This window comes from Pseudomonas sp. CJQ_9 (assembly GCF_043106615.1).
GTDB classification, from domain to species: domain Bacteria; phylum Pseudomonadota; class Gammaproteobacteria; order Pseudomonadales; family Pseudomonadaceae; genus Aquipseudomonas; species Aquipseudomonas juntendi.
The window spans coordinates 1-15644 of sequence record NZ_JBICMS010000020.1; the positions used below are offsets into that span (position 1 = coordinate 1).

Genomic DNA, 15644 nt, shown 5'->3' on the forward strand with positions numbered 1-15644 from the left:
ATGTTCGAGTTGTACTCGACGTGCGCGGTGTTGATGGTGATACCGCGCGCTTTTTCTTCCGGAGCCGAGTCGATCTTGTCGAACTCAACGACTGCCGAACCGAAAACTTCGGAGCAGACGCGAGTCAGAGCTGCGGTCAGAGTGGTCTTACCGTGGTCAACGTGGCCGATGGTGCCGACGTTAACGTGGGGAAGGGAACGATCAAATTTTTCTTTAGCCACGACAGTGAACCTCTTGCCTAAAGGGGATTAGCCTTGTTTTTTAACGAGTGCTTCGACGATGTTCGACGGAGCTTCGGCGTATTTGGAGAATTCCATGGAGTAGCTTGCGCGACCCTGAGACATGGAACGAACGTCGGTTGCGTAACCGAACATCTCTCCGAGCGGAACTTCAGCGCGGACGACACGGCCAGAGACCGACTCATCCATACCCTGGACCAGACCACGACGACGGTTCAGGTCACCCATCACGTCACCCAGGTAGTCTTCCGGGGTTACAACTTCGACCTTCATGATCGGCTCGAGGACCACGCCGCCGCCTTTCTGGGCCAGCTGCTTGGTCGCCATCGAAGCGGCGATCTTGAACGCCATTTCGTTGGAGTCGACATCGTGGTACGAACCATCGAATACCGCGGCCTTGAGGCCGATCAGAGGATAGCCGGCAACAACGCCGTTCTTCATCTGCTCTTCGATACCCTTCTGGATCGCAGGGATGTATTCCTTTGGAATCACACCACCAACGACTTCGTTGGCGAACACCAGACCTTCGGTGATGTTGCCCTTCTCGTCCTGATCTGGCTCCGAGAAACGGATCCAGCAGTGACCGAACTGACCACGACCACCCGACTGACGAACGAACTTGCCTTCGATCTCGACGTTGGACTTGGTGATCTTCTCGCGGTACGAAACCTGCGGCTTGCCGATGTTGGCCTCGACGTTGAATTCGCGCTTCATGCGGTCAACGAGGATGTCCAGGTGCAGCTCGCCCATACCGGAGATGATGGTCTGACCGGTTTCTTCATCGGTCTTGACGCGGAACGACGGGTCTTCTTGGGCCAGTTTGCCCAGTGCGATACCCATCTTCTCCTGGTCAGCCTTGGTTTTCGGCTCTACGGAGAGCGAAATCACAGGCTCTGGGAAGTCCATACGCTCAAGGATGATCGGCTTGTCGGCGTTGCACAGGGTGTCACCGGTGGTGACGTCCTTCATGCCGATCAGCGCAGCGATGTCACCTGCACGTACTTCTTTGATTTCTTCACGCTGGTTGGCGTGCATCTGCACCATACGACCAACGCGCTCTTTCTTGCCCTTGACCGAGTTGATGACCGAGTCACCGGAGGACAGGAAGCCCGAGTAAACGCGAACGAAGGTCAGAGTACCCACGAACGGGTCGGTGGCAATCTTGAACGCCAGGGCCGAGAACGGCTCGTTGTCGTCAGCGTGACGCTCGTCGTACTGCTCTGGTTTGACTTCATCCTTCGGCACTTCGGCCAGATCAGGGTGGATACCCTTGATCGCAGGAATTTCGGTCGGAGCAGGCAGGAAGTCGATGACAGCGTCGAGAACCAGGGGCACGCCCTTGTTCTTGAACGAAGAGCCACAGACGGCCGGAACGATCTCGCTGGCCAGGGTGCGCGCACGCAGGCCTGCCTTGATCTCTTCGACGGTCAGCTCACCTTCTTCAAGGTACTTGTTCATCAGCTCTTCGCTGGCTTCGGCGGCGGCTTCAACCATGTTGTTGCGCCATTCTTCAGCCAGTTCCAGCATATCGGCAGGAATCTCTTCCTCACGATAAGTGGTGCCTTTGTCGTCGTCGTTCCAGTAGATGGCTTTCATCTTGATCAGGTCAACCTGACCCTGGAAGTCATCTTCTGCACCGATGGCCAGCTGGACCGGTACCGGGGTGTGACCCAGACGGTTCTTGATCTGACCTACAACGCGCAGGAAGTTGGCACCGGCACGGTCCATCTTGTTCACGTAGACAACACGTGGAACGCCGTACTTGTTGGCCTGACGCCATACGGTTTCGGACTGCGGCTCAACGCCGGAGGTACCGCAGAACACAACGACCGCGCCGTCGAGTACGCGCAGCGAACGCTCTACTTCAATGGTGAAGTCAACGTGGCCGGGGGTATCGATGACGTTTACGCGGTAGTTGTCGTACTGACCACGGGAACCTTTCCAGAAGGTGGTAACGGCAGCGGAGGTAATGGTGATACCGCGCTCCTGCTCCTGCACCATCCAGTCGGTGGTCGCGGCGCCGTCATGCACCTCGCCCATCTTGTGGCTCAGACCTGTGTAGAACAGGATCCGCTCGGTAGTGGTAGTCTTGCCCGCGTCAACGTGGGCACAGATACCGATGTTACGGTAGCGGTTAATTGCTGTAGTACGAGCCATAAAGCCCTCGCAAAATGATTGATGCTTGAATTAGAAGCGGTAGTGCGAGAACGCTTTGTTGGCTTCAGCCATACGGTGCACGTCTTCACGCTTCTTGACTGCAGCACCCTTGCCTTCGGCAGCATCCAGCAGTTCGCCGGCCAGACGCAGAGCCATCGACTTCTCGCCGCGCTTGCGGGCGTAGTCTACGAGCCAGCGCATTGCCAGAGCGTTACGACGGGATGGACGAACTTCAACCGGAACCTGGTAAGTAGCACCGCCTACACGGCGGGACTTGACTTCGACCAGCGGAGCGATGGCGTCGAGAGCTTTCTCGAAGATTTCCAGGGGGTCGCTGTTCTTGCGTGCTTTGACGGTATCCAGGGCACCGTAAACGATGCGCTCGGCTACGGCCTTCTTGCCGCTTTCCATCACGTGGTTCATGAACTTGGCGAGGATCTGGGATCCGTACTTCGGATCGTCAAGGATCTCACGTTTTGCTGCTACACGACGTCTTGGCATGATAAGCCCTCAAACGGTCTTCAGGTTAGCCCGGGACGCGGGTCTTCGACCCCTGCCCGACCTTACTCTTATCGACTCAAAAAAATGGATGTCTGCAAACGGCCGATTACTTCGGACGCTTGGTACCGTATTTCGAACGACCCTGGTTACGGCCTTTGACGCCCGAAGTATCCAGAGAGCCGCGAACGGTGTGGTAACGAACACCTGGCAAGTCTTTTACACGGCCGCCACGGATCAGGACGACGCTGTGCTCTTGCAGGTTGTGGCCTTCACCACCGATGTACGAGGAAACCTCGAAACCGTTGGTCAGACGCACACGGCATACTTTACGCAGTGCCGAGTTAGGTTTTTTCGGCGTGGTGGTGTACACACGGGTGCACACGCCACGACGTTGCGGGCAGTTCTGCAGCGCAGGAACGTCGGACTTCTCGACCGAACGCTTACGCGGCTGACGTACCAGCTGGTTGATAGTTGCCATCTACTAGCTCCACTGATTGTCTTGCGACTCTATTGTCTTGCAAGAAAGCCAAAAATTGGCGAGACGGAGCCTCACCAAATTTAAGGGTACAAAAGTCTAAAGAGGATCTTGCACCCAGTCAAGACAAGGCCCCGGCCCTCCTCGCCCGATCATCGGCAACATTTCATGTCGCCGATGTCCGTTCGAGGGTAGCCGGGGCCCCGCCCTGGACTTAGTTACCGCTGGAATTCAGCGCTTCGGTCAGTGCGGCTTCCACCTCACTGGCGCTGACACGCAACGGTTTGTCGGCATCACGGCGACGCTTACGCTCGCTGTGGTAAGCCAGACCAGTACCGGCCGGGATCAAACGACCCACGACCACGTTCTCCTTCAGGCCGCGCAGGTAGTCACGCTTGCCGGTTACCGCCGCTTCGGTCAGTACGCGGGTGGTTTCCTGGAAGGAAGCCGCGGAGATGAACGACTCGGTCGACAGCGAGGCCTTGGTGATACCCAGCAGCACACGGGTGAACTTGGAGATGAACTTGTCCTCGCTGGCGAGACGCTCGTTCTCTACCAGTACCTGGGTCAGTTCCATCTGGTCGCCCTTGATGAAGCTGGAATCGCCCGACTCGGAGATCTCGACCTTGCGCAGCATCTGACGCAGGATGGTCTCGATGTGCTTGTCGTTGATCTTCACGCCTTGCAGACGGTAAACGTCCTGGATCTCGTTGACGATGTACTTCGCCAGCGCGCTGACACCCAGCAGACGCAGGATGTCGTGCGGATCGCTCGGGCCGTCGGAGATAACTTCACCGCGGTTTACCTGCTCACCTTCGAACACGTTCAGGTGGCGCCACTTCGGAATCAGCTCTTCGTACGGATCGCTACCGTCGGTCGGCGTGATCACCAGGCGACGCTTGCCCTTGGTCTCTTTACCGAATGCGATGGTGCCGCTGACTTCAGCCAGAATCGAGGCTTCTTTCGGACGACGCGCTTCGAACAGGTCGGCAACGCGTGGTAGACCACCGGTGATGTCACGGGTCTTCGACGTTTCTTGCGGGATACGCGCAATAACGTCACCAACACCGATCTGGGCACCGTCAGCCACACCCACGAGGGCGTTAGCCGGCAGGAAGTACTGGGCAGGTACGTCGGTACCTGGCAGGTACAGATCCTTGCCAGCGGCATCGACCATCTTGATTGCCGGACGGATTTCCTTGCCTGCGGCAGGGCGATCCTTGACATCCAGCACTTCAATGTTGGTCAAGCCGGTCAGCTCATCGGTCTGACGCTTGATGGTGATGTTTTCTTCCATGCCCACGAAGGTCACGGTACCTTTCAGCTCGGTAACGATCGGGTGGGTGTGCGGGTCCCACTTGGCGACGATGGCGCCAGCCTCGACCTTTTCACCTTCCTTGACCGAAATCACTGCACCGTAAGGCAGCTTGTAGCGCTCACGCTCACGGCCGAATTCGTCGGCAATGGCCAACTCACCGGAACGCGATACGGCAACCAGGTTGCCGTCGGCACGCTCGACCTGCTTCAGGTTGTGCAGACGCACCATACCGCCGTTCTTCACCTGGACGCTGTCGGCAGCCGAAGTACGGCTTGCAGCACCACCGATGTGGAACGTACGCATGGTCAGCTGGGTACCTGGCTCACCGATCGACTGCGCAGCGATAACGCCGACAGCCTCACCGATGTTCACCTGGTGACCGCGAGCCAGGTCACGACCGTAGCACTTGGCGCAGATGCCGTAGCGGGTTTCGCAGTTGATCGGCGAACGCACGATCACTTCGTCGATGCTGTTCAGCTCGATGAACTCGACCCACTGCTCGTCGACCAGGGTACCGGCCGGAACGATGACGTCCTCGGTGCCTGGCTTGAACACGTCGCGGGCGATGACACGACCCAGTACACGTTCGCCCAGCGGCTCTACAACGTCGCCGCCTTCGATGTGCGGGGTCATCACCAGGCCTTGGTCGGTGCCGCAGTCGATCTCGGTTACTACCAGATCCTGGGCAACGTCTACCAGACGACGCGTCAGGTAACCCGAGTTCGCAGTCTTCAAGGCGGTATCCGCCAGACCCTTACGAGCACCGTGGGTCGAGATGAAGTACTGGAGTACGCTCAGACCTTCACGGAAGTTCGCGGTGATCGGCGTCTCGATGATCGAGCCGTCCGGCTTGGCCATCAGGCCACGCATACCGGCCAGCTGACGGATCTGGGCTGCGGAACCCCGCGCACCCGAGTCAGCCATCATGTACATCGAGTTGAAGGACTCTTGCTCGACTTCTTTGCCCTCGCGGTCGATGACCTTCTCTTTCGAGAGGTTAGCCATCATCGCCTTGGACACTTCGTCGTTCGCCTTGGACCACAAGTCGATGACCTTGTTGTACTTCTCGCCCTGGGTTACCAGGCCGGAGGCGTACTGGCTCTCGATTTCCTTCACTTCATCGGTAGCGTTACCGATGATGCGGGCTTTCTCGTCCGGGATAACGAAGTCGTTAACACCGATGGAAACACCGGAAATGGTCGAGTAGGCGAAACCGGTGTACATCAACTGGTCAGCGAAGATAACGGTCTCTTTCAGACCAACCACGCGGTAGCACTGGTTGATCAGCTTGGAGATCGCCTTTTTCTTCATTGGCTGGTTGACCACATCGTACGGCAGGCCTGCCGGTACAACCTGGAACAGCAGCGCACGGCCGACGGTGGTGTCGACGATACGGGTGTTCTTGACCACCGAGCCATCACGCTCTTTCACGGTTTCGTTGATACGAACCTTGATTTTCGCGTGCAGGGCAGCTTCGCCGGCGCGGAATACGCGGTCGACTTCCTGCAGATCAGCGAATACGCGACCTTCGCCCTTGGCATTGATGGCCTCACGGGTCATGTAGTACAGACCCAGTACAACGTCCTGCGACGGAACGATGATTGGCTCACCGTTGGCTGGCGACAGGATGTTGTTGGTCGACATCATCAGCGCGCGCGCTTCCAGCTGGGCTTCCAGCGTCAGCGGCACGTGAACGGCCATCTGGTCACCGTCGAAGTCGGCGTTGTACGCGGCGCAGACCAGCGGGTGCAGCTGGATGGCTTTACCTTCGATCAGAACCGGTTCAAAGGCCTGGATACCCAGACGGTGCAGGGTTGGCGCACGGTTGAGCAGTACGGGGTGTTCGCGGATCACCTCGGCGAGAACGTCCCATACCTCTGGCAGCTCGCGCTCGACCATCTTCTTGGCAGCCTTGATGGTGGTCGCCAGACCACGCATTTCCAGCTTGCCAAAAATGAACGGCTTGAACAGCTCGAGGGCCATCTTCTTCGGCAGACCGCACTGGTGCAGACGCAGGGTCGGGCCTACGGTAATTACCGAACGGCCGGAGTAGTCCACACGCTTACCGAGCAAGTTCTGACGGAAGCGACCTTGCTTACCTTTGATCATGTCGGCCAGGGACTTCAGCGGACGCTTGTTCGAGCCGGTGATGGCGCGACCGCGACGGCCGTTGTCCAGCAGGGCGTCGACCGCCTCCTGCAGCATGCGCTTTTCGTTGCGCACGATGATGTCCGGCGCCGACAGATCCAGCAGGCGCTTCAGACGGTTGTTACGGTTGATCACCCGACGATACAGGTCGTTCAGGTCGGAGGTCGCGAAACGACCGCCATCCAGTGGTACCAGCGGACGCAGGTCCGGCGGCAGTACTGGCAGAACGGTCAGCACCATCCACTCAGGCAGGTTGCCCGAGCCCTGGAAAGCTTCCATCAGCTTCAGGCGCTTGGACAGCTTCTTGATCTTGGTTTCCGAGTTGGTCTGCGGAATTTCTTCGCGCAGGCGGCCGATCTCGTGCTCCAGGTCGATAGCGTGCAGCAGCTCGCGGACAGCCTCGGCACCCATGCGGGCATCGAAGTCGTCACCGAACTCTTCCAGCGCTTCGAAGTACTGCTCGTCGTTCAGCAGCTGGCCCTTTTCCAGGGTGGTCATGCCCGGGTCAATAACGACGTAGCTCTCGAAGTAGAGCACGCGCTCGATGTCACGCAGGGTCATGTCCATCAGCAGGCCGATACGGGACGGCAGCGACTTCAGGAACCAGATGTGGGCGACCGGCGAGGCCAGCTCGATGTGCGCCATGCGCTCACGACGGACTTTGGCCAGGGCAACTTCAACGCCGCACTTCTCGCAGATTACGCCACGGTGCTTGAGGCGCTTGTACTTGCCGCACAGGCACTCGTAGTCCTTGACTGGGCCAAAGATCTTGGCGCAGAACAGGCCGTCACGCTCAGGCTTGAACGTACGGTAGTTGATGGTTTCCGGCTTCTTAACTTCACCGAACGACCACGAACGGATCATTTCAGGCGACGCCAGACCGATGCGGATGGCGTCGAACTCTTCGACTTGACCCTGGTTTTTCAGCAAATTCAGTAGGTCTTTCAAGGCCTTTCCTCCTGGCGGAGCAGGGAGCGGGCATTACCTGCCCCACTCCCCTTCGCGTCACGTGTTATTCGGTTTCCAGATCGATATCGATACCGAGGGAACGGATCTCTTTGATCAACACGTTGAAGGACTCGGGCATGCCCGGCTCCATACGGTGATCGCCATCCACGATGTTCTTGTACATCTTGGTACGGCCGTTCACGTCGTCCGACTTCACTGTGAGCATTTCTTGCAGGGTGTATGCCGCGCCGTATGCTTCCAGCGCCCACACTTCCATCTCCCCGAAACGCTGACCACCGAACTGCGCCTTACCACCCAGCGGCTGCTGGGTAACCAGGCTGTAGGAACCAGTGGAACGCGCGTGCATCTTGTCGTCCACCAAGTGGTTCAGCTTGAGCATGTACATGTAACCAACGGTCACCGGACGCTCGAACTTGTTGCCGGTACGGCCATCGAACAGCACCATCTGGCCGCTTTCTGGCAGGTCTGCCAGTTTCAGCATGGCCTTGATCTCGCGCTCCTTGGCACCATCGAAGACCGGAGTAGCCATAGGCACACCTTTCTTCAGGTTGTGCGCCAGGGCCAGGATCTCGGCGTCGGAAAACTCGTCGAGGTTTTCCTGACGACCACCGATCTCGTTGTAGACCTCGGTCAGGAACACACGCAGCTCAGCGGCTTTGCGCTGCTCTTCGAGCATGCGGTCGATCTTCTCGCCCAGGCCTTTGGCCGCAAGGCCCAGGTGGGTTTCAAGGATCTGACCAACGTTCATACGCGAAGGTACGCCCAGCGGGTTCAGTACGACGTCGACCGGAGTACCGTTGGCGTCGTGCGGCATGTCTTCAACCGGCATGATAACCGAGACAACACCTTTGTTACCGTGACGGCCGGCCATCTTGTCACCCGGCTGGATGCGACGGCGGATTGCCAGGTAAACCTTGACGATCTTCAGTACGCCTGGCGCCAGGTCATCGCCCTGCTGCAGCTTGCGCTTCTTGTCTTCGAACTTGTCGTCCAGCAGACGGCGACGGTCAACGATGTACTGCTGAGCCTTTTCCAGCTGCTCGTTCAGTGCATCTTCAGCCATGCGCAGCTTGAACCACTGGCCGTGCTCCAGACCGTCCAGTACTTCGTCGGAGATCACGGTGCCTTTCTTCAGGCCCGCGCCACCGTCGACCACCTGGCCGTTCAGGGCAGAACGCAGACGCTCGAAGGTTGCGCCTTCAACGATGCGGAACTCTTCGTTGAGGTCCTTGCGGATCTCGTCCAGCTGCATCTTCTCGATGGCCAGGGCGCGGCTGTCGCGCTCGACGCCATCACGGGTGAAGACCTGTACGTCGATGACAGTACCCTTGGTGCCGGTCGGCACGCGCAGGGAAGTGTCCTTAACGTCGCTGGCTTTTTCGCCGAAGATGGCGCGCAGCAGTTTTTCTTCCGGGGTCAGCTGCGTTTCGCCTTTTGGCGTAACTTTACCGACCAGGATGTCACCCGCGCCGACTTCTGCACCCACGTAGACGATACCGGCTTCGTCCAGCTTGTTCAGTGCGGCTTCACCCACGTTCGGGATGTCCGCAGTGATTTCCTCTGGGCCAAGCTTGGTATCACGCGCCACACAGGTCAGTTCCTGAATGTGGATCGTGGTGAAGCGGTCTTCCTGCACCACACGTTCGGACAGGCAGATGGAGTCTTCGAAGTTGAAGCCGTTCCACGCCATGAAGGCGATACGCATGTTCTGACCCAGTGCCAGCTCACCCATGTCGGTGGACGGGCCGTCGGCCATGATGTCGCTGCGCTGAACCTTGTCACCCTTGCTGACCAGCGGACGCTGGTTGATGCAGGTGTTCTGGTTGGAACGGGTGTACTTGGTCAGGTTGTAGATGTCCACACCGGCTTCACCGGTCTCGACTTCATCGTCATTGACGCGAACGACGATACGGCTGGCGTCGACCGAGTCGATCACACCACCGCGGCGAGCAACCACGCAGACACCGGAGTCACGGGCAACGTTGCGCTCCATGCCGGTACCTACCAGCGGCTTGTCGGCACGCAGGGTCGGTACAGCCTGACGCTGCATGTTCGAACCCATCAGTGCACGGTTGGCGTCGTCGTGCTCGAGGAACGGGATCAGCGAGGCAGCGACGGAAACAACCTGCTTCGGCGAAACGTCCATCAGGGTGACGTCTTCCGGCGCCTTGACGGTGAATTCGTTCAGGTGACGGACCGCTACCAGCTCATCGATCAGCTGCTTCTTGTCGTTCATCGCGGCCGAAGCCTGGGCGATGACGTGATCGGCTTCTTCAATGGCCGACAGGAACACGATGTCGTCGCTGACCACACCTTCTTTCACCACGCGGTACGGGCTTTCCAGGAAGCCGTACTGGTTGGTGCGGGCATAGGCTGCCAGGGAGTTGATCAGACCGATGTTCGGACCTTCAGGGGTCTCGATCGGGCACACACGGCCGTAGTGGGTCGGGTGCACGTCACGGACTTCAAAACCAGCACGCTCACGGGTCAGACCGCCAGGGCCGAGCGCAGAGACGCGGCGCTTGTGGGTGATCTCGGAGAGCGGGTTGTTCTGGTCCATGAACTGGGACAGCTGGCTGGAACCGAAGAACTCTTTCACCGCCGCCGCGACCGGCTTGGCGTTGATCAGGTCTTGCGGCATCAGGCCTTCGCTTTCCGCCATCGACAGACGTTCCTTGACCGCGCGCTCTACACGCACCAGGCCAACGCGGAACTGGTTCTCGGCCATCTCGCCGACGCAACGAACGCGACGGTTACCCAGGTGGTCGATGTCGTCGACAATGCCTTTGCCATTACGGATATCGACCAGGGTCTTCAGGACCTCGACGATATCTTCCTTGCTCAGCACGCCCGAACCTTCGATCTCGGTACGACCGATACGACGGTTGAACTTCATGCGGCCAACGGCGGACAGGTCGTAACGCTCGGCGCTGAAGAACAGGTTGTTGAACAGGGTCTCGGCGGCATCCTTGGTCGGCGGCTCGCCTGGACGCATCATGCGGTAGATTTCGACCAGGGCTTCCAGCTGGTTGCTGGTGGTGTCGATCTTCAGCGTGTCGGAGATGAACGGACCGCAGTCGATGTCGTTGGTGTACAGGGTCTCGATACGGACAACCTGCGCCTTGGCGACCTTGATCAGCAGCTCGGTGGTCATCTCGGTGTTGCACTCGGCGAGGATCTCACCGGTAGCCGGATGCACGATAGCCTTGGCGGTGGTACGGCCCAGGACGTATTCCATAGGAACGTCCAGCTGCTTGACGCCGGCTTTCTCGATCTGGTTGATGTGGCGCGCGGTAATACGGCGGCCTTGCTCGACGATGACTTTGCCGGTTTCGTCATGGATGTCCATGACAGCAACTTCACCACGCAGACGCTGTGGCACCAGTTCCAGGCTGAGTTTTTCGCCGGAAATGTGGAACACGTTGGTGGTGTAGAAGGTGTTCAGCACTTCTTCAGTGCTGTAGCCCAGGGCGCGCAGCAGCACCGAGGCCGGCAGTTTGCGGCGACGGTCGATACGTACGAACACGCAGTCCTTCGGGTCGAACTCGAAGTCCAGCCAGGAGCCGCGGTAAGGGATGATGCGAGCGGAGTACAGCAGCTTGCCGGAGCTGTGGGTCTTGCCACGGTCGTGGTCGAAGAACACACCAGGCGAACGGTGCAGCTGGGAAACGATCACACGCTCGGTACCGTTGATTACGAAGGTACCGTTTTCAGTCATCAGGGGGATTTCACCCATGTAGACTTCTTGCTCTTTGATGTCCTTGATCGCTTTGTTCGACGATTCCTTGTCGAAGATGATCAGGCGCACCTTGACCCGCAGTGGTACCGCGAAGGTCACACCACGCAGGACACATTCCTTCACATCGAAGGCGGGTTCGCCCAGGCGATAGCCTACGTACTCCAAGGCAGCATTGCCGGAGTAGCTGATGATCGGGAATACCGATTTGAAGGCCGCGTGCAGGCCGACGTCGCGGAAGTTATCCTTGGATGCTCCCGCTTGCAGGAATTCGCGATACGAATCCAGCTGGATGGCCAGGAGGTAAGGCACATCCATGACGTCCGGCAACTTGCTAAAGTCCTTGCGGATACGTTTTTTCTCAGTGTATGAGTAAGCCATCAGCGTTCCCCAGCTTGGTCACCTGCTTGTTTGGCTTCTCCCGGCGGGAGCAGCCAGAAAATCGTGCAAACCCCTTGGTTTGCGCCACCCACATGGGTGTCTTGCAGCTTGTTATCGGGGCCGGCATGACCGGCCACCAATAACGGAAAAAGGCCGGTGGCATAAGCCACCAGCCATCAGCCTTTTGCTCAACGCTCAGGCTGGCATCGCAAGGTCGAGATTACTTCAGCTCGACTTTAGCGCCTGCTTCTTCCAGCTTCTTCTTAGCGTCTTCAGCGGCTTCTTTCGAAACGCCTTCAGCTACAACCTGAGGAGCGCCATCGACTTTCTCTTTGGCTTCTTTCAGGCCCAGACCGGTCAGCTCGCGAACGGCTTTGATCACGTTCACTTTCTTGTCGCCGGCTTCAACCAGAACAACGTTGAACTCGGTCTGCTCTTCAACAACGGCAGCAGCAGCAGCTGGGCCAGCAGCGGCAACAGCAGCGGTAACGCCGAAGGTTTCTTCCATTGCTTTGATCAGCTCAACAACTTCCAGAACGGTTTTCTGGCCGATTGCTTCGATGATTTGTTCGTTAGTCAGGGACATGACTTAAATCCTGTATTGGGGTGACAGCCTACGCAGCCATCAAATTAAACGTATGATTTTGAAAGAATTCGCACGCCTTAGGCGGCGGTAGCTTCTTTCTGGTCGCGAATGGCTGCCAGAGTACGAGCCAGCTTGCTGGTGGCGCCTTGAATAACGCTCATCAGTTTCGCAATAGCTTCGTCGCGGGTCGGCAGGGTAGCCAACACGTCGATCTGGTTCGCTGCAATGAAATTGCCGTCAAACGCAGCTGCCTTGATCTCGAACTTGTCCTGACCCTTGGCGAACTCTTTGAACAGACGAGCGGCAGCGCCCGGGTGTTCGTTAGAGAAAGCAATCAGGGTCGGGCCTTTGAACGCGTCGTTGAGGATCGAAAATTCGGTGCCTTCAACAGCGCGCTTGAGCAGGGTGTTACGTACGACACGTACGTAAACGCCAGCTTCGCGGGCCTCTTTACGGAGTCCGGTCATTGCGCCTACAGTCACACCACGGGCATCAGCCACGACAGCGGACAGAGCGACTTTGGCAGCCTCGTTGACTTCAGCGACGATGGCCTTCTTGTCTTCGAGTTTAATTGCCACGGGTTTACTCCTGGTTTTTACCGTTTCATCTGGCCGAAGCCTGATGTCGTTTTGGTGTCTGATTCGGTAACGAATCGGGAGCACCATCTGCGTGGGCTGGGTTTTTAAGGCTTGCGCCGCCTACGGTCTTGGATAGCCCCCGCCAGGCAGGGACCCCAATTTTTGCTGGTGGCGCGACATGTCGCACCACCATGTTCTTACACGTTCAGCGAGCTCTGATCGATGACCAGACCTGGGCCCATGGTGGTGCTCAGGGTAACGCGCTTAACGTAGATACCTTTCGAAGAAGCTGGCTTGATACGCTTCAGGTCAGCGATCAGGGCTTCAACGTTTTCCTTCAGCTTGCCAGCTTCAAAGCCGACCTTGCCAACGGAGGTGTGGATGATACCGTTCTTGTCGGTACGGTAGCGAACCTGACCAGCCTTGGCGTTTTTCACGGCAGTGGCTACGTCTGGAGTCACGGTACCAACTTTCGGGTTAGGCATCAGGCCGCGAGGACCCAGAACCTGACCCAGCTGACCCACAACGCGCATGGCATCAGGCGATGCGATGACGACGTCATAGTTCAGGTCGCCGCCTTTCATTTCGGCAGCCAGATCGTCCATACCGACGCGGTCAGCGCCTGCAGCCAGAGCAGCTTCAGCAGCTGGGCCCTGGGTGAAAACAGCAACGCGAACGGTCTTGCCAGTGCCGTGCGGCAGCACAGTAGCGCTACGTACGACCTGGTCGGATTTACGCGGGTCAACACCGAGGTTTACGGCGATGTCGTAGGACTCGACGAACTTGGCAGCAGGCAGCGAGGCCAGCAGAGTTGCCGCTTCTTCGAAGTTGTAGGCCTTGCCTGCTTCGATTTTCTCGGCGATTGCCTTTTGGCGTTTGGTCAGCTTAGCCATTACACACCCTCCACGTTCAGGCCCATGCTGCGGGCAGAGCCAGCGATGGTGCGTACAGCAGCGTCCAGGTCAGCGGCAGTCAGGTCAGCCTGTTTGGCTTTCGCGATGTCTTCCAGCTGAGCACGGGTAACGGTACCGACTTTAACGGTGTTCGGGCGAGCCGAACCACTGGTCAGGCCAGCAGCTTTCTTCAGCAGAACCGAGGCAGGGGTGCTCTTGGTCTCGAAGGTGAAGCTACGGTCGCTGTAGACAGTGATGATCACTGGAGTCGGCAGGCCGGCTTCTTGACCCTGGGTACGGGCGTTGAAGGCCTTGCAGAATTCCATGATGTTCACACCATGTTGACCCAGTGCTGGACCAACGGGTGGGCTTGGGTTGGCCTGGCCGGCCTTAACTTGCAGCTTGATGTAAGCCTGAATCTTCTTAGCCATGAGCTACTCCAAAATCGGGTACGAACGCCTGATGGCTCCCCGGATGACTTGCGTTTTATCCCAGTGACGACAAAACCCCGCAGCACACAGGGCTGCGGGGTATGGGATGCTTTGTCCGCCTAGACCTTTTCGACCTGGCTGAACTCGAGCTCCACCGGAGTAGAGCGACCGAAAATGAGCACTGCAACCTGCAGGCGGCTCTTTTCGTAGTTAACCTCTTCGACACTGCCATTGAAGTCAGCGAACGGACCGTCAATGACACGAACCACTTCACCTGGCTCGAACAGCGTCTTCGGCTTCGGCTTGTCGCTACCGTCGGCAACGCGACGCAGGATAGCCTCGGCTTCTTTATCAGTGATCGGCGCAGGCTTGTCTGCAGTACCGCCAATAAAGCCCATCACACGAGGGGTGTCCTTGACCAAGTGCCAAGTCCCTTCGTTCATCTCCATCTGGACCAGTACATAGCCAGGGAAGAATTTGCGCTCACTTTTGCGCTTCTGGCCGTTACGCATTTCGACGACTTCTTCGGTCGGAACCAAGATCTCGCCGAAACCGTCTTCCATGCCAGCCAGCTTGACGCGCTCAATCAGGGAGCGCATTACATGCTTCTCGTAACCCGAGTAAGCATGCACAACATACCAACGCTTAGCCACGGGACACCTTTAGCCAACGATCAGGGAGACCGCCCAGCCGAGCAGGGAGTCGAGCCCCCACAGCAGCAGTGCCATAACCAGCACAACAGCCACGACAATCAGCGTGGTTTGGGTGGTTTCCTGGCGGGTCGGCCACACGACTTTACGAATCTCGGCACGAGCTTCCTTCGCCAACGTAAAGAACGACTTGCCCTTCGCAGTCTGCAGAGCTACAAAGCCCGCGACAGCAGCCAGGACGAGAAGTGCGAGAACGCGATACAGGATTGGGGAGGCGGAGTAATACTGGTTACCCACTACGCCAACAACCACCAAAGCCACTACAGCCAGCCACTTGAACAGATCAAAACGCGATTCTTGGGCTTCAGTTTTGGGGGTCATCGAGGAGGATCCTGTAAGAAGAAAGCCATCACACCGAGGTGAAATGGCAGGTCAGGAGGGAATCGAACCCCCAACCTACGGTTTTGGAGACCGTCGCTCTGCCAATTGAGCTACTGACCTGTAACGCTGTATCAGGCCGGCCATTATACCGGCCTGATCAAATAAATCAACTACTTATTCAATAATTTTTGCTACGACGCC

At 57.9% G+C, this 15644-nt stretch carries 12 protein-coding genes and 1 tRNA gene; all 13 read right to left on the minus strand.

The features are described from left to right. The coding region (locus tag ACF8SD_RS03085) for a GTP-binding protein (protein ID WP_392483785.1) at positions 1-221 on the minus strand (221 nt) is incomplete at its 3' end. A gap of 27 nt (positions 222-248) precedes the next feature. Beyond that, positions 249-2396, minus strand: coding sequence for an elongation factor G (gene fusA / locus ACF8SD_RS03090; RefSeq protein ID WP_392483786.1), 2148 nt, complete (start codon positions 2394-2396; stop codon positions 249-251). A gap of 30 nt (positions 2397-2426) precedes the next feature. Further along, entirely contained in the window at positions 2427-2897 is a 471-nt protein-coding gene (rpsG, locus tag ACF8SD_RS03095) for a 30S ribosomal protein S7 (protein WP_003246741.1), read from the minus strand. A gap of 106 nt (positions 2898-3003) precedes the next feature. After that, the gene (gene rpsL / locus ACF8SD_RS03100) at positions 3004-3375 is read right to left on the minus strand and encodes a 30S ribosomal protein S12 (protein ID WP_003255492.1); all 372 of its coding nucleotides are present in this window, start codon (positions 3373-3375) and stop codon (positions 3004-3006) included. A 211-nt stretch (positions 3376-3586) separates the two neighbouring features. Beyond that, a complete protein-coding gene (gene rpoC, locus ACF8SD_RS03105) occupies positions 3587-7786 on the minus strand; it encodes a DNA-directed RNA polymerase subunit beta' (protein ID WP_014589475.1) in 4200 nt (1399 codons plus the stop codon). 64 nt (positions 7787-7850) lie between these two features. Further along, positions 7851-11924 (minus strand): DNA-directed RNA polymerase subunit beta, encoded by a 4074-nt coding sequence (rpoB, locus tag ACF8SD_RS03110; protein WP_009681246.1) that lies wholly within the window; start codon positions 11922-11924, stop codon positions 7851-7853. A gap of 220 nt (positions 11925-12144) precedes the next feature. Then, positions 12145-12510 (minus strand): 50S ribosomal protein L7/L12, encoded by a 366-nt coding sequence (rplL, locus tag ACF8SD_RS03115; RefSeq protein WP_003255496.1) that lies wholly within the window; start codon positions 12508-12510, stop codon positions 12145-12147. A 77-nt stretch (positions 12511-12587) separates the two neighbouring features. Further along, a complete protein-coding gene (gene rplJ / locus ACF8SD_RS03120; RefSeq protein WP_009681245.1) occupies positions 12588-13088 on the minus strand; it encodes a 50S ribosomal protein L10 in 501 nt (166 codons plus the stop codon). A gap of 197 nt (positions 13089-13285) precedes the next feature. Beyond that, positions 13286-13981 (minus strand): 50S ribosomal protein L1, encoded by a 696-nt coding sequence (gene rplA / locus ACF8SD_RS03125; RefSeq protein WP_009681244.1) that lies wholly within the window; start codon positions 13979-13981, stop codon positions 13286-13288. Beyond that, entirely contained in the window at positions 13981-14412 is a 432-nt protein-coding gene (gene rplK, locus ACF8SD_RS03130; protein ID WP_003255500.1) for a 50S ribosomal protein L11, read from the minus strand. The genes rplA and rplK overlap by 1 nt, the downstream gene beginning before the upstream one ends. A gap of 119 nt (positions 14413-14531) precedes the next feature. Beyond that, entirely contained in the window at positions 14532-15065 is a 534-nt protein-coding gene (gene nusG / locus ACF8SD_RS03135) for a transcription termination/antitermination protein NusG (protein ID WP_003255501.1), read from the minus strand. A 9-nt stretch (positions 15066-15074) separates the two neighbouring features. Continuing rightward, entirely contained in the window at positions 15075-15443 is a 369-nt protein-coding gene (gene secE, locus ACF8SD_RS03140; protein WP_009681243.1) for a preprotein translocase subunit SecE, read from the minus strand. Positions 15444-15487: 44 nt separating this feature from the next. Next, a tRNA-Trp gene (locus ACF8SD_RS03145) sits at positions 15488-15563 on the minus strand. Positions 15564-15644: the final 81 nt, after the last annotated feature.